Genomic DNA, 18,158 nt, shown 5'->3' on the forward strand with positions numbered 1-18,158 from the left:
CTGGCTGCACATCCCCTGACGCATTACGCCGCCGCGCGCGCCTCGCACAGGAGGCCGATCAGCTGGCCCAGCGTGTCGCGCAGGTCGCGGCGGTGTGTCACCATATCGACCAGGCCATGGTCGCGATAATATTCGCTGGTCTGGAAATCGTCAGGCAGCTTCTCGCGGATCGTGTTCTCGATCACGCGGCGGCCGGTGAAGGCAAGCGTCGCGCCCGGCTCGGCGATCTGGACGTCGCCCAGCATCGCATAGGCCGCCATCACGCCGCCCGAGGTCGGATCGGTCAGCACGACGACATAGGGCAGGCCTGCATCGTGCAGCATCTCGATCGCCACGGTGGTGCGCGGCATCTGCATCAGGCTGAGAATGCCTTCCTGCATGCGCGCGCCGCCCGAGGCAGTAAACACGATATAGGGCGCACGCGCGGCGATCGCGGTCTCGACGCCGGCGATGAACGCCTCGCCGACCGCCTGGCCCATCGATCCGCCCATGAAGGCGAAGTCCTGCACGCCGATCACCGCCTTGTGGCCATTGATCGTGCCGCTGGCATTCTGGAACGCGTCCTGCTCACCCGTAGTCGCCCGCGCCGCCTTGATGCGGGCCGTATAGGGCTTCGAGTCGCGGAACTTCAGGGGATCTTCGGCCACCTTCGGATTGGGCAGCAGCTTGAAGCTGCCCTTGTCGAACAGATGCTCAAAGCGCTTGGCGGCACCGATCCGGTCATGATGATCGCAGTGCGGACAAACGTTCAGATTGTCCTCGAATTCCTTCATGAAGACCATCTGTCCGCATCCCTTGCACTTGTGCCAGAGATTGTCGGGGCTCTCCTCGCCACGGGTGGTGACATAGGCGAGCGCGTTACGGACGCGCGAAATCCAGCTCATGCGACTTCCTTGCGTGCGGCGACCAGCGCCGTCTTCAACGTATCGATATAGGCACGGACGGGCTCCGCCGCATCCGCGCCGTGACGGCCGACCAGCTCGACGATCGCGCTGCCCACGACGACGCCGTCGGCAACGCGGCCGATGGCGGCCGCCTGCTCGGGGGTGCGGACGCCGAAGCCCACCGCGATCGGCAGGTCGGTGGCGGCATTGAGGCGGGCGACCGCCGCTTCGATCGAGGCCGTGGCGGCCTGCTGCAGCCCCGTGATCCCGGCGACCGAGACATAGTAGAGGAACCCCGAGGCCCCCTCCAGCACCGCCGGCAGGCGGGCGGCATCGGTGGTCGGGGTAGCGAGGCGGACATTGCCGAGGCCGGCGGCGCGCAGCGCTTCGCCGAGGCTGTCATCTTCCTCGGCGGGAATGTCGACGCAGATCACGCCGTCGGCACCGGCATCGCGCGCGGCGCTGGCAAACCATTGCGGTCCGCGACGCGTCATCGGGTTGGCATAGCCCATCAGGACCAGCGGCACGTCCGGATGGCGTGCGCGGAATGCGGTGGCGATCGCGAGCACGTCCGCCGTGGTAGTGCCGGCGGCGAGGCTGCGCAGGTTCGCTGCCTGGATCGCCGGGCCGTCGGCCATCGGATCGGTGAACGGCATGCCGAGCTCGATCACGTCGGCCCCGCCCGCGACCAGCGCGTCGAGGATCGCGGCGGTGGCACCCGGCGTCGGATCGCCGGCGGTGACGAAGGTCACCAGCGCGGCGCGGCCCTGATCGGCGGCGCGGGCAAAGGCGTTGGCGAGCCGGGTCACATCTGCACTCCCAGCGCGTCGGCGACGGTGAAGATGTCCTTGTCGCCGCGACCGCAAAGGTTGGCGAGGATCACCTTGTCGCGCGGCATGGTGCGGGCGACCTTGGCCACTGCGGCGATGGCATGGCTCGGCTCGAGCGCGGGGATGATGCCCTCGGTGCGGCAGAGCAGCTGGAAGGCGTCGAGCGCCTCGGTGTCGGTCACCGCCGTGTATTCCACGCGGCCGATGTCGCGCAGCCAGGCGTGCTCGGGCCCGATGCCCGGATAGTCGAGGCCTGCCGAGATCGAGTGCGCCTCGGTGATCTGGCCGTCCTCGTCCTGCAGCAGATAGGTGCGATTGCCATGCAGGATGCCGGGCGCGCCGCCGGCGAGGCTGGCGGCATGGCGCTTGTCGAGCCCTTCGCCCGCCGCCTCGACGCCGAGCATCTGGACCTCGGCATCGTCGAGGAACGGGTGGAACAGCCCGATCGCGTTGGATCCGCCGCCGATCGCGGCCACGAGCAGATCGGGCAGCTTGCCGGTGCGCTTGAGCATCTGTTCGCGCGCCTCGCGGCCGATCACCGACTGGAAGTCGCGGACCAGCTCGGGATAGGGGTGCGGGCCGGCGGCGGTGCCGATGATGTAGAAGGTGTCCTCCACATTGGCGACCCAATCGCGCAGGCCTTCGTTCATCGCGTCCTTGAGCGTCGCGGCGCCCGAGGTGACCGGCACCACTTCGGCGCCGAGCAGCTTCATGCGGAACACGTTGGGCTGCTGCCGCGCCACGTCGGTCGCACCCATGTAGATCACGCAAGGGAGCCCGAAGCGCGCGCAGACGGTGGCGGTCGCCACGCCGTGCTGGCCGGCGCCGGTCTCGGCGATGATCCGCGTCTTGCCCATTCGCCTAGCGAGCAGGATCTGGCCGATGCAATTGTTGATCTTGTGCGCACCGGTATGGTTGAGCTCGTCGCGCTTGAACCAGACCTCCGCGCCGAGCCCATCGGGCGCGTTCTCGCGCAGCGCCTCGGTCAGCCGCTCGGCATAATAGAGCGGGCTGGGGCGGCCGACATAATGTTCGAGCAGGTCGTCGAACTCGGCCTGGAAGGCGGGATCGGCCTTGGCGGCGGTGTATTCGCGCTCCAGGTCGAGAACCAGCGGCATCAGCGTCTCGGCGACGAAGCGTCCGCCGAACTGGCCGAAATGCCCGCGGTCGTCGGGCTGGGCGCGGAAGGAGTTGGGTGCGGTCATGATCGGGCCACGGCTTTAAGGAATGCGGCGATCTTGTCCACATCCTTGATGCCCGGCGCGGCCTCGATGCCCGAAGAGACATCCACCAGGCGGGCACCGGTGACGCGGATCGCCTCGCTGACATTGCCCGCGTCGAGCCCGCCGGAAAGGATCCAGGGCAGGGGATGGGCGAAGCCGTCGAGCAGGGTCCAGTCGAAGCGCAGGCCGGTGCCGCCGGGGACCTTCGCCCCTTCCGGCGCCTTGGCGTCGTAGAGCAGCCGGTCGGCGGCGCCCCGAAAGCCGGCGGCGGGGACGAGATCGGCGCGGGTCTTCACCGCGAGCGCGGCCCAGGTTTCGAGGCGGGTGCGGGCCTTCACGGCGGCGGTGCGCTCGGGCGTCACCTTGTGGAGCTGGATCACGTCCAGCCATCCGGCGGCAATCGCGGTGTCGAGCAGCGCGTCGTCGGGATCGACGAACACGCCTACGCGCGCGACATGCCCAGGCACCCGCGCGGCGAGTCCCTGCGCCTTGTCGAAGCTCAGGTGGCGCGGGCTGGGCGGGAAGAAAACGAGGCCGATATGGCTCGCCCCGCCGGCCACGGCGGCGTCGAGCGTCTCGGGCGTGGACAGGCCACAGATTTTCGCGGTTGCGGGCATCGCTGCCCTGTAGGCGCTAGACCAGCTTCTTGGCCAGCACCGTCATGAACAGCGGCGGATCGAGCGGGATCGGGAAGTCGCAGCGCGCGCCGGTTTCGGTATAGCCGCGGCGCACATAGTAATCGATCAGCTTGCGGCGTTGCTCGATCACCGTCATCTCCATCCGCGTGCAGCCAAAGACGGTGCGGGCATGCGCCTCGGCGGCGGCGATCAGCTGGCGGCCGAGCCCCGCGGCCTGGCGCAGCGGATCGATGCAGAGCAGGCCCAGATAGGCGGTGCCGCCCCCCCGGTTCGCGACGTTGACGCAGCCGATCGCGGTGTTGCCGTCCCAGGCGCTGAGCAGCACCTGCGCCGGATCGTTGACGATGGCGGTGAGCGTTTGGAGATTGGTGCGCGGACCCTCGATCAGATCGGCCTCGTGCGTCCAGCCTTGGCGCGCGGTTTCGCCGCGATAGGCGCGTTCGATCATTGGGTGGATCGCCGGCAGGTCGGCAGTGGTGGCGGGGCGGATGATAGGAGCCATGGTTATGCTTGGACGGTTACTCTCACCCTTCCGGCGCTCGGCGCCTCCCGCGCCGGAGGCAGTGGGGAGGGCGAGGGGGGCCTTGCGGCGAGTTACAAGGTCGCCGCGATCGCTCGCGCGGCCGCGTCCGGATCCTCGGCCTGGGTGATCGGACGGCCGATCACCAGAATCGAGGCACCGGCATCCACCGCGCTGCGCGGCGTCACCACCCGCTTCTGATCGCCGACATGCGCATCGGCAGGGCGCACGCCGGGGACGACGAAGAAGCCGTCCTTCCACGCCGCATGCGCCGCCTTCACCTCTTCGCCCGAGCAGACGATGCCGTCGACCCCCGCCGAGCGGGCGAGCTCGGCCAGCCGCATCACCTGCTCGTGCGGATCGGGCCTGAGGCCGATCGACGTCATGTCGTTGCCGTCGAGGCTGGTGAGCATCGTCACCGCGACGACCTTGGTGCCCTCGGGCGCGGCGGCCTTGGCATCCTCCAGCATCGCCCGGCCGCCGGCGGCGTGAACGGTGAGGATCGCGGGGTTCAGCGGCCGCAGCGCCTGGATGGCCTTGGCAACGGTGTTGGGGATGTCGTGGAATTTGAGGTCGAGGAAGATCGGCACGCCGATCTCGGCCATTTCGTGCACGCCGTGGCCGCCGTTCGCCATGAAGAATTCAAGGCCCAGCTTGATACCGCCGACATGGTGGCGAACCTTCTGGGCGAGCGACTTCGCCTTATCCAGCTCCGGCGTGTCGAGCGCGACATAGATACGGCCGCTCATGCACGCGGCTCCTCAAGCGCCGCGGTGGGGGCGACCGGCTCGAAACGGGGTGCGGGCGCGGCGGGGACAGCGCGGAGATCAGCAATAGCGCGTTCCAGCCCGGCGAAGCGCTGGCGCATCCGCCACCGGAGCGCCTGATAGGCCACCAGCATCGGCAGGAAGCCGGCTAGGAACACGACGATCAGCAGCAGCGGCAGACTGATATCGGCGACCAGTCCGCCCCAGAGCTGGATGCTCACGCGCTGCTCGCCATTGTAGATCACGAACCCGGCGATCACGCCGCCGAGCAGGAGCCACAATAGCACCTTCAGAAACCGCATTCCGCTCCCTTCCAAGCAAACCTTGCCATCCTTCTAGGCCCGAGGAAGGCTGCTTGCCAAGGCTCAGCCGATTTCGCTGCGCAGCTCCGCGATCAGGGCAGGAATGGCCGTGAGACGCGGCGCCTCTTCGTCCAGGATCGCGTGAAAGGCCCGGCGCTTCACTTCGGCGATGCGATCGGCGGGTAGTTGAGCATCTTCGTCGAGAGTCGACAAGACGATGTCGATCAGCCGATCGGCACCGTTGAGCCGGCCCCAGAGATAATCGTTCTCGCGGTAGGCGCGGCTGAAAAAGGCGCCGAAATTGTTGAACTGATTGCCTTTTAGCATCGCCGCCACGCCGCCGGTCCGGATTGCCTTGGCATCCTCGGGCGAGATCCGGTCGACGCGGATCGGATCGAATTCGTCCACGCCTTCGCCTTGCAGTAGGGGCAGCGTGGCGATGTCGAAGAAGGGGAAGCCGAGATAGGCGAGCAGCATCGGCCGCCGCAGATCCTTCGACAGTGCGCTGAACCCGGTGGAAAGGATCGCATCGGTCTGCGCGTCGAGCGTGCGGAGCTGCATGTGCGCCGCCAGGGCATCGAGCGTCGGCCCGGCATGATTCTCCGCATCCACCAGCGTTTCGCGCAGATCGACAAAGGTATCGGCGCGCTTCAGCTCAAGATAGGCGGCGAGCGCACCATAGATCGCATCGCGCATCGGCCGCATCACCCCGCGCGGCGCCGACTGCTCCAGTTCGGCGAGGCGCCGGGCGAGAAGGCGCAGCCGGCGGATGCGGAAACCTAGGTCGTGACCACGAAGGAAATCCAGCGCCTCGGGGGAAGCGCCGCCCGGCAGCGATGCGCCGAACCGATCGGCGCCTCGCGCGCGCACCGTTTCGCGCAGCTGCCGGCAAAGCATGCGAAGCCGCTGGCCGTCCTGCTGGCCCAGCACCGCCTGCACCAGTCGCGCAGTGCGATCGATCGCGCCGTCCACTTTCAGCAACGCATAGGCGGTGTGGCCATAGCCCGCCTTTGCGGCGGCCTGGAGCTGCGCGCGTTTGCGCCACGCGGCCAGTCGCTTGGGCGTCGGGTAATCCAGCCACAGCGTATAGCCGAACAGCAAGTCGACCTGCGCTTCAACCTCTGCGCGGATCTCCGTCACGATGGCAAGCATCCGCTCGATCCGATCGGACCGCTCGGCGATAGTTTCTAGATTGTCGCGGATCGGCTGCTTGCGCGGCAGCTCCGAAAGCGCGCCGATCAGCGTCGAAAAGAACCCAGGGCGTTCCTGCCGGGGGCCGTAAAAATCGAAGCGCATGTCCGGCGTCGGATCGAGGAAGACGAAGCGGCGGTCCACCTGGCGGTGGGCGGGACGCTCACGCAATGCCTCCATCGCCGGGCGGAAGGGCGCGTTTGCGAGCACCGAGCCATCGATTAGCACGGCCTTTTCCGCTCGATTGTCCGCCCATTGCTCGGGCAGCGCGCGCTGCAGGAAGGCGTTGCGGCCCGCCCATTGCTCGCCGCGCTCGGCAAGAACCTTGTCGAGTTCCGCCACCATCAGCGGCGGGAAGGCGCCCGGGAAGCTGGAGGTGGCACGCGCTGCGAAGGCGAGGGCCGCGGGATGGGCGACGCCGGTGCCTCGCCCGTGATCGCTGAAGGCGAAGACCAGCCGGTGTTCGGTTTCCACCACTTCCCGCGGGGAATTCAGTCGCAGCATTTCGGAATGTCCGCGAAAATCGGTGGCGGTGACGAACAGATCGAGCGGCTGCCCGTGCGGCAGGAGGCGACGGTCGGCCGGGCCCCGGGCCATTGCGTCGAAGGCATCGAGCAGCTTGTTCAGCAGCTGCTCTCCGCCGAAAGGCGGTTCGAACCAGCGGGACCGGACGAAACGCTCCAGCTTTTCCCGGACTTCGGCGCGGGCACTGGCCTCCACGGTCTCGTCGATCGTCTGCGAGCGATTGGCCATCATCCAGGCGATCGGCGTCGCCCAGATCTTGGCGAAGCGGTGCGACGGGGCCTGAGCGGGGGCGAGCAGCGCCTCGACATCGGCATGGTCGAGCCACATTGCGGTCAGCGGATCCAGCGACTGGCCGGTGGCGATCGCCTGTGCCAGGAAAACCGCGTTGATCCCGCCGGCGCTGGCGCCGGATAGAATGTCGACGAGCACGCGAAGGTTAAGGCCGCTGCGCTCGCGGATTTCCTCGATCAGCCCGCGATAGACGCTGTCGAGCGGCGTGCCCTCGCGTTCCGCACAGCTGGCGCGGGCGAGGTGCCAGACTTCCTTGGTGATGCCGTGCATGTAGACGGCGAGGCTGATCCCGCCATAGCAGACCAGTGCGAGCCGCAGTTCCTTTTCCTGCGTCTCGTGCATCAGCGGTGCCGTAGCTCCGCCCAGACCGGCAGGTGATCGGAGGCGGTGCGCGCGGCGAGACTCCGGTGCACGCCGACGTCGCCGATCTCAAGTTCGGGCGATGCCATTATCCTGTCCAGCCGCGCCATCGGGCGGCGGGCGTGGAAGCTCTTGCCGGTGGGAGCGAACGCGAAATGCTGAGCGAAATCGTGCAGGCAGCCGCGTTCAGCGCTCCATTCGTTAAGGTCGCCCATCATCACTGTCGGCATCCGTGGGGTGCAGGCGGCGAGATGGGAAAGAATGGCATGGGCCTGGCGGCGCCGCCAGAGGCCGGAAAGATCGAGATGCATCCCGACCACCCGCAAGGGCGAGCCGTTCACCCGCAGATCGGCCATCACCGCGCCGCGCGGCTCAAGCGTAGGGAGGTGAATGGCTTCGCAGGCGAGGATCTCCGCGTCCTTGCGTACCAGCAAGGCATTGCCATGCCAGCCCATCGAACGCGCCCGCATCCCGAAGTGCACCGCCTTCCACGGGCTGTGTTCGGCGAGCAGGTTCGCGGTGAGCACAGCCTCGCGTGTGCCGAATCGGCGATCCGCCTCCTGCAAGGCGATCACATCGGCATCGACCTCGAGCAGTACCTCGAGCGTCCTCTCCGGTCGGCGTCGTCGGTCGGTGCCGATCGACTTCCGCATGTTGTAGCTGGCGACCTTGATCATCCGCGCCCCTTATCGGCGCGAGCAGCATCGTTGCACAAGCCTAATAACCCGTTTCTCCGCGCGCGCGTTGCCCGGCGGCGGCTTCTGCGGCCGCCAGCAAGCTGAGACCGGTTTCCTCGGCGGCTTCGGGGGTCATTGCCACGGCCACGCCCGCAGGCCCGTCGAGCATCACCAGGCCGAATTCCGCGGACGCCACCCCGCCGCTCGTTTCGGGCGCAAGCGGCGATTCGCTGGGCATGTCCGTTTCTTTCTGCCTGTTCTTATCGGCGACCTTAACGCGCGGGGCGGGCGAAATATCCGTTGTCGATCAGCCTTGTAGCCATTGCGAAAGGATGCGGGGGTATAGACGGTGTTCTTCCTGCAGCACGCGCTGCGAGAGGGTGTCGGCGGTGTCACCGGCAAGGATCGCCACGCGCGCCTGGCCCAGAACCTCACCGCCATCCAATTCTTCGGTCACCAGATGCACGGAGGCGCCGGCTTCGGTATCGCCGGCAGCGATCGCGCGGGCATGGGTATCCAGTCCCTTGTATTTCGGCAGCAGCGACGGGTGAATGTTCACGATTCGCCCGCGCCAGCGGGCCACGAACGCATCTGATAGCAGCCGCATATAGCCGGCAAGCGCAATCGCCTCCACGTCCGCATCGCGCAGCGCCGCGTCGATGCTGGCTTCATACTCGGCCTTCGGCATGCCCTTGGGCGACTGGGCGAAGGTCCGGACGCCGCGCTCGGCGGCCCAGGCAAGCCCGGCGGCTTCCGGCTTGTCGCTGGCGACAAGTGCTACCGTATAGGGGCAATCCGGCGCCGCGGCGGCCTCCACCAGCGAAGCCATGTTCGATCCGCGACCCGAGATCAGGATGCCGACTCGCTTCTTAGGGCTTGAGGCGCCGGTAGACGCCTCAGCCATGGTGCGTGGCGCTCCACGGTTCGCGCGCGCTCCAGGTTTCGTCGCCGCCAACCACGGTGCACCCGCACTCGCCGGCTTCGATCGTGCCGATCGTGAACACCGTCTCGCCCGCAGTGGTAAGTGCTGCCGTTACCGCCTCGGCCTGATCCGCCGGGACTACGGCGACCATGCCAATGCCGCAGTTGAAGGTGCGCGCCATCTCTTCCGGCTCGATTGCGCCCTGTGCCTGTAGGAACGCCATGAGGCGCGGCTGTGGCCATGCATCGGCATCGATGCGCGCGTGGGTGCCTGCGGGGAGCACGCGAGGAACGTTTTCCAGTAGGCCGCCGCCGGTGATGTGGGCAAGTCCATGGATGCTGCCCTTGCGTAACTCCGGCAGCAGGCTGGCGACATAAATACGAGTCGGTGCCATCAGCGCGTCGATCAGCAGGCGCTCCTGATCGAACAAAGCAGGTCGATCGAGCTTCCACCCCTTGTCTGCCGCGAGTCGCCGCACCAGCGAGAAGCCGTTCGAGTGCACGCCATTTGAGGCGAGACCGAGCAGCACGTCGCCGGGCGCAATCTTCTTGCCGTCGAGCAACTGATCGCGCTCGACCGCGCCGACGCAGAAGCCGGCGAGATCATAATCTCCATCGGCGTACATGCCCGGCATCTCCGCCGTTTCGCCGCCGATCAGCGCGCAACCGGCCTGGCGGCATCCTTCGGCGATTCCTGCGATCACTCGCTCTGCCACCGCGTTGTCGAGCTTGCCGCTCGCATAATAATCGAGGAAAAACAGAGGCTCGGCGCCCTGCACGATCAGATCGTTGGCGCACATCGCCACAAGATCGATGCCGACGCCGTCGTGCCGGTCATGCTCGATCGCCAGCTTGAGCTTGGTGCCGACGCCATCGTTCGCGGCGACTAGTAGCGGATCGGTAAAGCCGGCCGCCTTTAGATCGAAGATGCCGCCGAACCCGCCGAGATCGGCATCGGCGCCGGAGCGCCGAGTGGAACGCGCCAGCGGCCCGATCGCGCGCACCAGCGCGTTGCCTGCCGCAATCGAAACGCCCGCCTGGGCATAGGTATAAGGGCCATCGCCCGCCTTGGTCTCGCTCATGGGCGTCGGCACTAGCCACAACGCGCTTGGATTTCCACGCCCGCTTCGCCAAAAGAGCGCGCAGATGCAGTTCCGACGTCCCAAAACCGCTTTCGTCGCCCTTGCGGCGCTCGGCATGGCCGCTACCGGGGCCATGGTCGCGCGGGGGCAGGGCGAAGCGCCGACGGCTGCTGCTGCGGCTTCCGGCAGCTTCGAGGTGAGCGGCGTCACCGTCGACGTATCAGGTAAGACGGCGGATCTCGCGCGGCAGGGGGGCTGGCGGATCGCCCAGCGCAAAGGCTGGGAACGGCTGGCGAAGCAGTTGACCGGCAAGACCAGCCCGCTGTCCGATTCGGCCCTCGATTCGATCGTGACCGGCATCGTGGTGGAGCGCGAGCAGATCGGGCCGAACCGCTATATCGCCAGCCTGGGTATCCTGTTCGACAGGTCCAAAGCAGGCTCGATTTTAGGGGTTTCGATCGCCGTTACCCATTCGGCGCCCATGTTGCTGGTGCCGCTGCAGTTTTCGGGCGGTTCGGGACAGGTTTTCGAGCGCGAGACCGCATGGGCGCGCGCATGGAACCGATTGCGTGCTGCTAGCAGCACCATCGACTATGTGCGCCTGCGCGGCACGGGCGCGGACCGGTTGCTGGTGAACAGCGGCCAGACGCTGCGGCGCGGGCGCAACTGGTGGCGCACGATCCTCGACCAATATGGCGCGAACGATGTCCTGGTCGCCGAGGTGCAGCTGCGGCGCGAATATCCCGGCGGGCCGATTATCGGCGTATTCGCGGCCAGCCACGGGCCGGACCGGGTGCCGGTGACAAGCTTTGCGCTGCGCATCGACAATGGTGACGCGATCGATGCGCTGCTCGATACTGCGGTGAGGCGCATCGACAAGGCGTATCAGACGGCGCTGGCCGAGGGCCGGTTGCACACCGATGCCGTGCTCGCTGCACGTCCGCCGGTGGCGCAGATCGCGCCGCCCGAACTCACCGAGGCGGCGCCCGAACCCACCCCGACGGCGACGCCCACGGCCGACGCCGCCGGAGGCGCCACGCTGTCGATTCAGGTCGACACGCCCAACGCTGCCGCAGTGACGGCATCTGAATCGGCCATTCGGAGCGTGCCGGGCGTGCGCAGCGCAACGACCGCGAGCCTAGCGCTCGGCGGCATCTCGGTGATGCGCATCGCCTTCGACGGATCGCAGGCAAGCCTTCGCGCCGCGTTGGAGGCGCGCGGCTGGAGCGTGCAGGAGGGGCCAGGGGTGCTGCGGATCCGGCGGGCCGGAGGCGGAAGCTCCGCACCGGCCGCGACACCGTCGCCGCGCGCTTCGGCGACGCCGCGGGAACCATGAGCCAGCTGCGCCTGCCGCTTGGCTTGCCCGAGGCGAGCGAAACTGATTTCCTGGTCAGCGAATCGAACGCCCGCGCGGTCCACCAGCTTGAACATTGGGGCACATGGCCGGTCATGGCGGCGCTGCTCACAGGCCCGCGCAAGTCGGGCCGTAGCCTGCTGGCGCGGATCTTCGCGGCGAAGACGGGTGCTGCGATCATCGACGATGCGGAGCGGGCGGTGGAGGCGGAGATCTTTCATGCCTGGAATCGAGCACAGGTCGAGCATCGCCCGCTGTTGATCGTCGCCGATGCGCCACCGCCACGGTGGGAGGTGGCACTGCCCGACCTGCGCTCGCGCCTTGCCGCGTCGCCGCTGCTGGAGATCGGCCCGCCCGACGATGCGCTGATGCCGCAGCTGGTGGAGCGCGCCTTCACCCGGCACCTGCTGCACGCGGCGCCCGTGGTGATCGCCTGGATCGCAAAGCGGATCGAACGCAGCCATGTCGCCATTCTGCGCGTGGCCGATGTGCTGGAGACCGAAACCGATGGTCGTTTGTCGATCCCAGTGGTGAAGGCTACATTGGGGGCTGCAAGCCTTTTGACGCATTTCGACGATAGCGAGAGCGAATGAACAGCCCAGCAACCGCTTCGATCGCCGCCCCGGAGGCACCGCCGCGCAGTCCGGCCGAACAGGCCGCCCGCTATTTCAACCGGGAGCTTTCCTGGCTCGCGTTCAACCGGCGGGTGATGGAAGAGGCGTGCAATCCCGCCCATCCGCTGCTGGAGCGGCTGCGCTTCCTGTCCATCTCCGGGAATAACTTCGACGAGTTCTTCATGGTCCGCGTTGCCGGCCTGATGGGTCAGCAGCTTCAGCTCATCGATACCCGTTCGGTCGACGGGCTGACGCCTGCGCAGCAGCTGGAAGCAATCTCCGCCGAAGCGGCGCGGCTGGCTGACGAGCAGCAAGCGGTGTGGGTAGATATCCGCGCCGAGCTCGCCATCGCCAATATTTTCGTGCTGGAAGCCGATGCGATCGAGGGCGAGGTCGAGCAATGGCTTGAGGCGCATTTCCGCGAACAGATCTTCCCCATCCTGACGCCGCAAGCGCTGGATCCGGCGCATCCCTTTCCGTTCATCCCCAACCAGGGATCGAGCGTGATCTTCAATCTTGTTCGCAAGAGCGATAGACAACCTGTTCGTGAGCTTGTGCTTTTGCCGTCTGCCATCCGCCGGTTCGTGCGCCTTCCAGGCACGCCTGCGCGGTATGTGGCGATCGAGACGCTGATCAAGCATTTCTCCTGGCTGCTCTTCCCCGGCTATACCGTGGTGAGTGCCGCCACGTTCCGCGTGCTGCGCGACAGCGACATCGAGATCGAGGAAGAAGCCGAGGACTTGGTGATGACCTTCCGGTCCGCGATCAAACGCCGCCGCCGCGGCCGCGTGATCCGCCTGGAGATGGAGGAGGGGATCGCCCCGGAGCTGGAAGCCATTCTGAAGGAAGAGCTGGGCGGCAGTGATGCGCTGCTGACGGAGACCGGCGGCTTTTTGGGAGTGGGCGACCTTTCACTGCTGGTCGACGAGGACCGCCCGGACCTGAAGTTCACGCCCTTCTCTGCGCGAATTCCCGAACGAATCCGAGAATATGGCGGCGATTGCTTTGCTGCGATCCGAGCAAAGGACATCATCGTCCACCATCCCTATGAGAGCTTCGACGTTGTCATTTCTTTCTTGCAGCAGGCAGCGGCGGATCCGGATGTCGTTGCGATCAAGCAGACGCTGTACCGCGCCGGCAAGCAGCCCGCTGTTATCAACGCGCTGATCGCCGCTGCCGAGGCGGGCAAATCAGTCACCGCGGTGGTGGAGCTGAAAGCGCGGTTCGACGAAGAGCAGAACCTCTATTGGGCAACCGCGCTGGAGCGGGCCGGCGTGCAAGTGGTATATGGCTTCATCGACTGGAAAACGCATGCCAAGGTTTCGATGGTGGTGCGGCGCGAAGGCAATGGCTATCGCACCTACTGCCATTTCGGCACGGGCAATTACCACCCGATTACCGCGCGCATCTATACCGATCTCAGCTTCTTCACCGCCGATCCGCGGGTAGGGCGCGATGCTGCGCAGATCTTCAACTACGTCACCGGCTATGTCGAGCCGCAGCATCTAGAGCTGATCGGCATTTCGCCGCGCGATTTGCGCAACCGGCTGGGCCAGCTGATCGAAGAGGAAACCGCCCATGCCCGCGCGGGGCGGCCGGGCACGGTGTGGGCGAAGATGAATTCGCTGGTCGACCCTGCGATCATCGAGAAGCTGTACGAAGCAAGCTGCGCCGGCGTGAAGGTGGAACTGGTTGTGCGCGGCATCTGCTGCCTGCGGCCGGGCGTGGCGGGCATGAGCGAGAACATCCGCGTAAAGTCAATCGTCGGTCGGTTCCTGGAGCACAGCCGCATCTGGGCGTTCGGCAATGGCCAGGCGCTGCCGAACGACGGCGCCAAGGTGTATATCTCCTCCGCCGACTGGATGCCGCGCAACTTCGACCGCCGAGTCGAGTTCATGTTGCCGATCCTCAATAAGACCGTGCACGATCAGGTGCTGGATCAGGTGATGGTGGCGAACCTGCTCGATACCGAACAAAGCTGGCTGTTGGACGCGGACGGCCATTATGCGCGGGTTGCACCGGGCGAGGATGGCGAATTCAACTTGCATCGCTATTTCATGACCAATCCGTCGCTGTCCGGCCGCGGCGCTGCCGTCGAGGCGCGCAAGCCGGTGCCGAAGCTCTCGCCGCGCAAGCGTCGTCTCGCCGCGAAAGGCGGTTGAGCCGGGTGGCGACCTTGTTGTTCGGCAAGCCGCGGGCGGCGGCAGAGGGCACACGCCCGCGCACCGCGATCATCGATATCGGTTCCAACTCGGTGCGCCTGGTGGTCTATGAAGGCGCAGCGCGGCTGCCGGCGATCCTGTTCAACGAGAAGGTCATGGCCGGGCTAGGCCGCGGCCTGGCCGAAACGGGTGCGATCGCGCCTGCCGCGCTGGCCAGCGCCCGCGCCGCACTCGCCCGGTTCGCGCTGCTCGCTGGCGAGATGCAGGTGGGCGAGCTTCGCACGGTGGCGACCGCTGCGGTGCGCGATGCCCGCAATGGCGGCGAGCTGATGGCGGCAGCCGAGGCGATGGGGCTCGAGGTAGAGCTGCTCTCCGGGCAGGAAGAAGCGACTGCATCCGGGCTGGGGGTTCTGTCTGCCATTCCCGACGCGGACGGTATCGTCGGCGATCTCGGCGGCGGCAGCCTGGAGCTGGTGCGGGTGGTGGCCGGCACCGTAACCGATCGCGTTTCCTTCCCGCTGGGGGTGCTGCGGCTGGGGGCGATCCGGGCGCAGGGGCGCGCCGCCTTCGATCGTGAGGTGGCGCGAATGATCGACGCGGCGGGCTGGAAGGGACGCTGCAAGGGGCTGCCCTTCTATCTCGTCGGCGGTTCTTGGCGTTCGCTGGCGAAGCTGGACATGCATCTGACCGCCTATCCGCTGCCGATCGTCCACAATTACCCCCTGGCGATCGATCGGATCGCCGAACTAGGCCGCCGGGTAGAAGGCGCCACCAAGGCGGACCTGAAGACCGTGCCGGACCTGTCTAGCGCCCGCATCCCCACGCTTGCCGATGCGGCCGCGGTGCTGCTCGCCATAGTGAGACAACTGGGCAGTTCGGGCACGATCGTCTCCGCTTATGGTTTGCGCGAAGGCCTGCTGTTCCAGCGCCTGTCGCCCGAGGAGCGCCGGATGGATCCGCTGATCGTCGCGGCGCGCGAGGAAGGCGAGCGGCTGGGCCGCTTCCCCGAGCATGGTGACCTGCTCGATGCCTGGATCGCGCCGCTGTTCCAGGACAGCCGCGATTGGGCGCGGCTGCGCCATGCCGCCTGCCTGCTCGCCGATGTTGGCTGGCGGGCAAACCCGGAATTTCGGGCGGAACGCGGCATGGAAATCGCGCTGCACGGCAATTGGGTTGGAATCGATGCGGCCGGCCGAGCGATGGTGGCACAGGCGCTCTACACGTCGCTGGGCGGTGCCACCGATAGGCCGCAGCCCCTCGAACGTCTTGCATCGCCCGATGCGTTGCTGGAAGCGACAAAATGGGGCCTTGCGATGCGACTGGGCCAGCGGCTGAGCGGCGGCGTCGCTGCTCCGCTCAAGCGTTCGCGGCTGCGGGTAGAGCATGGGAGCGTGATCCTCAGCCTTGCCGATGGCGACGAAGCGCTGTGGGGCGAAGCGGTGGAGAAGCGCCACCGCGCGCTGGCGGGGGCTATGGGACTGCAGCCGGTGGTGGAAGCTTGACGCGGCTCAGTCGACCCGTTCGCGGTGCCCGGCATCAAAGCCGGCCTGCATCAGTGCTGCGATCCGCGCAGCCACCGCTTCCGGCGGCTTGACGCTGGCAGGATCTTCACCGGGAAAGGCGCGCGCCCGCATCTTGGTGCGGGTGGCGCCGGGATCGAGGATCGCCGTGCGGATTGCGCTGATCGGTCCCACTTCCTCGCCATAGCTGAGCAGCAGATTCTCGAACGCAGCCTTTGATGCGCCATAGACGCCCCAATAGGCGCGCGGCGCCTGCGCCACGCTGGAGGTGATCCCGATCACCCGCGCCGAAGGCGCCCGGCGCAGCAACGGATCGAAAGCGGCGAGCAGCGCGGCCTGCGCGGTGACGTTCAGCGTCAACACCTTCGCGAATTCCGGGAAGTCGATGGCGTTGATCGCGCCAAGCGTCCCCAGCATGCCGGCGTTCAGCACCAGCATGTCGAGCGCCGACCAGCGTTCCGCAACCGCTTCGGCAAGCCGGGCGATCGCCTGATGTACGGTCAGGTCGAGCGGCGCGATGGTGGCGCTGCCGCCGGCCGCGAAAATCGCGTCCTCAACTTCCTCCAGCCCGCCGGCCGTGCGCGCGGTAAGCACCACATGCGCTCCCGCTTCGGCGAGCGCCAGCGCCGTGGCGGCGCCGATGCCGCGGCTGGCGCCGGTGACGAGCGCAGTCTTTCCCGATAGCGGACGGTCGCGCATGCGGTCTCCTGGAATGCGAAGAGGGAGGACGGTTCAGCCGACCTTTTCGGCAAGCAGCGCCAGTTGATCGGGCGGCGGCGCAAGCTCGTCCTGATCGGTCAGCATCGTCGGATAATCGCCGGTGAAACAGGCGTCGCAATATTTCGGATGGATGTCCGCGCGCTTCGCTTCGCCCAGCGCCTTGTACAGGCCGTCGATTGAGACGAAGGCAAGGCTGTCTGCATGAATGAAATCGGTCATGCCGCCGACATCCATCTTCGCCGCGAGCAGCTTGGCGCGTTCCGGCGTGTCGACACCGTAGAAGCAGCTGTGCCGGGTGGGCGGCGAGGCGATGCGCATATGGACTTCCGCCGCGCCGGCTTCGTGCATCATCTGCACGATCTTCAGGCTCGTGGTGCCGCGCACGATCGAATCGTCGATCAGCACGATGCGCTTGCCGGCAATCAGATCGCGATTGGCGTTGTGCTTCAGCTTCACGCCGAGATGGCGGACCTTGTCGCCCGGCTGGATGAAGGTGCGGCCGACATAGTGCGAACGGATGATGCCCAGCTCGAACGGGATGCCCGATTGCTGGGCATAGCCGATCGCCGCCGGAACGCCCGAATCGGGCACCGGCACGACGAGGTCGGCCTCGACCGGCGATTCGATCGCCAACTGCGCGCCGATCGCCTTGCGCACCGAATAGACCGAGCGGTTGTCGCTGATCGAATCGGGGCGTGAGAAGTAGACATATTCGAAGATGCACGGGCGGGCCGCCTGCGGCGCGAACGGCTTGTGGCTGGAGATATTGCCATTGCCCTTCACGATCACCAGCTCGCCAGGTTCGACGTCGCGGACATAATCGGCGCCGACCACGTCGAGGGCAACCGTTTCGGAAGCGAAGATCACTGCATCGCCCAACCGGCCCATCACCAGCGGACGAATGCCCAGCGGATCGCGGCAGGCGACCATGCCTTCCGGCGTCATCACGATCAGCGAATAGGCGCCTTCCACTTGCTTGAGCGCGTCGATGAACCGATCGATCAGCGTACGATATTGAGAGGTGGCGACGAGATGGAGAATCACCTCGGTATCCGAAGTCGACTGGAAGATCGCGCCGCGGCGGACGAGATCGCGCCGCAGCCGCATCGCATTCGAGATATTGCCGTTATGCGCAACGGCGAAGCCGCCGCTGGCCAGCTCGGCATAGAGCGGCTGGACGTTGCGGATCGCCGAGCCGCCGGTGGTGGCATAGCGGACATGGCCACAGGCCACGAGGCCGGGCAGCGAGCGAATCACATCGTCGCGATCGAAATTGCCGGCGACATGGCCCATCGCCCGGTGGGAATGGAATTGCTGCCCATCCCAGCTGGTGATGCCCGCAGCTTCCTGGCCGCGGTGCTGGAGCGCGTGCAGCCCCAACGCGACCATCGCGGCGGCGCCTTCGCTGTTGGAAACGCCGAAAATGCCACACTCTTCGTGCAGCTTGTCGTCATCAAACGGGTGTGTGGTAAGCATTGGCCCTCGGGGGGAACGGCAACGGTTGGCCGCCATATAGGGCCTTCCTCCCGGTTTGTCTCCGGTCTGTAACAGGGAAAAGGATCGTTTACGCATTTCAG

General features: G+C 66.7%; 18 protein-coding genes. 4 read left to right on the top strand and 14 right to left on the bottom strand.

Features of this window, described 5'->3' with window-relative positions; all coding sequences use genetic code 11:
- Positions 1 to 23: 23 nt before the first annotated feature.
- The 12 genes from accD to purM form a co-directional block, all read right to left on the bottom strand.
- Positions 24 to 884 carry an acetyl-CoA carboxylase, carboxyltransferase subunit beta gene (gene accD / locus ACNFJ7_RS03740; RefSeq protein ID WP_019367906.1) on the bottom strand — a complete coding sequence of 287 codons (861 nt, stop codon included), beginning with the start codon at positions 882 to 884 and terminating at the stop codon, positions 24 to 26.
- Entirely contained in the window at positions 881 to 1,693 is an 813-nt protein-coding gene (gene trpA, locus ACNFJ7_RS03745; RefSeq protein WP_019367905.1) for a tryptophan synthase subunit alpha, read from the bottom strand. Before trpA ends, accD begins: the two co-directional genes overlap by 4 nt.
- Entirely contained in the window at positions 1,690 to 2,919 is a 1,230-nt protein-coding gene (gene trpB / locus ACNFJ7_RS03750; RefSeq protein ID WP_019367904.1) for a tryptophan synthase subunit beta, read from the bottom strand. Before trpB ends, trpA begins: the two co-directional genes overlap by 4 nt.
- Entirely contained in the window at positions 2,916 to 3,554 is a 639-nt protein-coding gene (locus ACNFJ7_RS03755; RefSeq protein ID WP_019367903.1) for a phosphoribosylanthranilate isomerase, read from the bottom strand. The genes trpB and ACNFJ7_RS03755 overlap by 4 nt, the downstream gene beginning before the upstream one ends.
- Positions 3,555 to 3,570: 16 nt before the next feature.
- Positions 3,571 to 4,077 (bottom strand): GNAT family N-acetyltransferase, encoded by a 507-nt coding sequence (locus tag ACNFJ7_RS03760; protein ID WP_026008838.1) that lies wholly within the window; start codon positions 4,075 to 4,077, stop codon positions 3,571 to 3,573.
- Between the two features lie 92 nt (positions 4,078 to 4,169).
- Positions 4,170 to 4,844 carry an orotidine-5'-phosphate decarboxylase gene (gene pyrF, locus ACNFJ7_RS03765; protein ID WP_019367901.1) on the bottom strand — a complete coding sequence of 225 codons (675 nt, stop codon included), beginning with the start codon at positions 4,842 to 4,844 and terminating at the stop codon, positions 4,170 to 4,172.
- Positions 4,841 to 5,164: a LapA family protein gene (locus ACNFJ7_RS03770; protein ID WP_019367900.1), complete on the bottom strand. Its 324-nt coding sequence runs from the start codon at positions 5,162 to 5,164 to the stop codon at positions 4,841 to 4,843. Before ACNFJ7_RS03770 ends, pyrF begins: the two co-directional genes overlap by 4 nt.
- 63 nt (positions 5,165 to 5,227) lie before the next feature.
- Positions 5,228 to 7,513: a patatin-like protein gene (locus ACNFJ7_RS03775; protein ID WP_019367899.1), complete on the bottom strand. Its 2,286-nt coding sequence runs from the start codon at positions 7,511 to 7,513 to the stop codon at positions 5,228 to 5,230.
- On the bottom strand, positions 7,513 to 8,208 hold the full coding sequence (locus ACNFJ7_RS03780; protein ID WP_058805441.1) for an endonuclease/exonuclease/phosphatase family protein: 696 nt from the start codon (positions 8,206 to 8,208) through the stop codon (positions 7,513 to 7,515). Before ACNFJ7_RS03780 ends, ACNFJ7_RS03775 begins: the two co-directional genes overlap by 1 nt.
- Positions 8,209 to 8,248: 40 nt before the next feature.
- Entirely contained in the window at positions 8,249 to 8,446 is a 198-nt protein-coding gene (locus ACNFJ7_RS03785) for a hypothetical protein (protein WP_019367897.1), read from the bottom strand.
- Between the two features lie 69 nt (positions 8,447 to 8,515).
- Positions 8,516 to 9,112, bottom strand: coding sequence for a phosphoribosylglycinamide formyltransferase (purN, locus tag ACNFJ7_RS03790; protein ID WP_037512775.1), 597 nt, complete (start codon positions 9,110 to 9,112; stop codon positions 8,516 to 8,518).
- Entirely contained in the window at positions 9,105 to 10,211 is a 1,107-nt protein-coding gene (gene purM / locus ACNFJ7_RS03795; protein ID WP_058805442.1) for a phosphoribosylformylglycinamidine cyclo-ligase, read from the bottom strand. Before purM ends, purN begins: the two co-directional genes overlap by 8 nt.
- Before the next feature lie 64 nt (positions 10,212 to 10,275).
- Here purM and ACNFJ7_RS03800 point away from each other — a divergent pair, with 64 nt between their 5' ends.
- Genes ACNFJ7_RS03800 through ACNFJ7_RS03815 form a run of 4 tightly spaced genes read left to right on the top strand, consistent with a single transcriptional unit; the run spans position 10,276 to position 15,843 of the window.
- Entirely contained in the window at positions 10,276 to 11,547 is a 1,272-nt protein-coding gene (locus tag ACNFJ7_RS03800; protein WP_037512807.1) for a hypothetical protein, read from the top strand.
- Positions 11,544 to 12,158 (top strand): DnaA ATPase domain-containing protein, encoded by a 615-nt coding sequence (locus tag ACNFJ7_RS03805; RefSeq protein WP_019367893.1) that lies wholly within the window; start codon positions 11,544 to 11,546, stop codon positions 12,156 to 12,158. The genes ACNFJ7_RS03800 and ACNFJ7_RS03805 overlap by 4 nt, the downstream gene beginning before the upstream one ends.
- A complete protein-coding gene (locus ACNFJ7_RS03810; RefSeq protein WP_019367892.1) occupies positions 12,155 to 14,341 on the top strand; it encodes an RNA degradosome polyphosphate kinase in 2,187 nt (728 codons plus the stop codon). The genes ACNFJ7_RS03805 and ACNFJ7_RS03810 overlap by 4 nt, the downstream gene beginning before the upstream one ends.
- Positions 14,342 to 14,346: 5 nt before the next feature.
- Complete coding sequence (locus tag ACNFJ7_RS03815; protein ID WP_019367891.1) at positions 14,347 to 15,843, top strand: Ppx/GppA family phosphatase; 1,497 nt, start codon at positions 14,347 to 14,349, stop codon at positions 15,841 to 15,843.
- 6 nt (positions 15,844 to 15,849) lie between these two features.
- Here ACNFJ7_RS03815 and ACNFJ7_RS03820 read toward each other — a convergent pair whose 3' ends face one another.
- Together ACNFJ7_RS03820 and purF are read right to left on the bottom strand one after the other, a co-directional pair.
- Positions 15,850 to 16,560, bottom strand: a complete 711-nt coding sequence (locus tag ACNFJ7_RS03820; RefSeq protein ID WP_019367890.1) for an SDR family NAD(P)-dependent oxidoreductase — start codon at positions 16,558 to 16,560, stop codon at positions 15,850 to 15,852.
- A gap of 33 nt (positions 16,561 to 16,593) precedes the next feature.
- Positions 16,594 to 18,057, bottom strand: coding sequence for an amidophosphoribosyltransferase (purF, locus tag ACNFJ7_RS03825; protein WP_019367889.1), 1,464 nt, complete (start codon positions 18,055 to 18,057; stop codon positions 16,594 to 16,596).
- Between the last annotated feature and the right edge of the window lie 101 nt (positions 18,058 to 18,158).

The organism is Sphingomonas sp. HT-1, from assembly GCF_048568905.1.
GTDB lineage: Bacteria > Pseudomonadota > Alphaproteobacteria > Sphingomonadales > Sphingomonadaceae > Sphingomonas.

Bases quoted from the DNA above. Each gene is read 5' to 3' on its own strand.
- ACNFJ7_RS03760 (WP_026008838.1), bottom strand. From the start codon at position 4,077: ATGGCTCCTATCATCCGCCCCGCCACCACTGCCGACCTGCCGGCGATC.
- ACNFJ7_RS03770 (WP_019367900.1), bottom strand. From the start codon at position 5,164: ATGCGGTTTCTGAAGGTGCTATTGTGGCTCCTGCTCGGCGGCGTGATC.
- ACNFJ7_RS03755 (WP_019367903.1), bottom strand. From the start codon at position 3,554: ATGCCCGCAACCGCGAAAATCTGTGGCCTGTCCACGCCCGAGACGCTC.
- ACNFJ7_RS03805 (WP_019367893.1), top strand. From the start codon at position 11,544: ATGAGCCAGCTGCGCCTGCCGCTTGGCTTGCCCGAGGCGAGCGAAACT.
- trpB (WP_019367904.1), bottom strand. From the start codon at position 2,919: ATGACCGCACCCAACTCCTTCCGCGCCCAGCCCGACGACCGCGGGCAT.
- purN (WP_037512775.1), bottom strand. From the start codon at position 9,112: ATGGCTGAGGCGTCTACCGGCGCCTCAAGCCCTAAGAAGCGAGTCGGC.
- accD (WP_019367906.1), bottom strand. From the start codon at position 884: ATGAGCTGGATTTCGCGCGTCCGTAACGCGCTCGCCTATGTCACCACC.
- ACNFJ7_RS03780 (WP_058805441.1), bottom strand. From the start codon at position 8,208: ATGATCAAGGTCGCCAGCTACAACATGCGGAAGTCGATCGGCACCGAC.
- ACNFJ7_RS03820 (WP_019367890.1), bottom strand. From the start codon at position 16,560: ATGCGCGACCGTCCGCTATCGGGAAAGACTGCGCTCGTCACCGGCGCC.
- pyrF (WP_019367901.1), bottom strand. From the start codon at position 4,844: ATGAGCGGCCGTATCTATGTCGCGCTCGACACGCCGGAGCTGGATAAG.
- purF (WP_019367889.1), bottom strand. From the start codon at position 18,057: ATGCTTACCACACACCCGTTTGATGACGACAAGCTGCACGAAGAGTGT.
- ACNFJ7_RS03775 (WP_019367899.1), bottom strand. From the start codon at position 7,513: ATGCACGAGACGCAGGAAAAGGAACTGCGGCTCGCACTGGTCTGCTAT.
- ACNFJ7_RS03810 (WP_019367892.1), top strand. From the start codon at position 12,155: ATGAACAGCCCAGCAACCGCTTCGATCGCCGCCCCGGAGGCACCGCCG.
- ACNFJ7_RS03800 (WP_037512807.1), top strand. From the start codon at position 10,276: ATGCAGTTCCGACGTCCCAAAACCGCTTTCGTCGCCCTTGCGGCGCTC.
- ACNFJ7_RS03785 (WP_019367897.1), bottom strand. From the start codon at position 8,446: ATGCCCAGCGAATCGCCGCTTGCGCCCGAAACGAGCGGCGGGGTGGCG.
- purM (WP_058805442.1), bottom strand. From the start codon at position 10,211: ATGAGCGAGACCAAGGCGGGCGATGGCCCTTATACCTATGCCCAGGCG.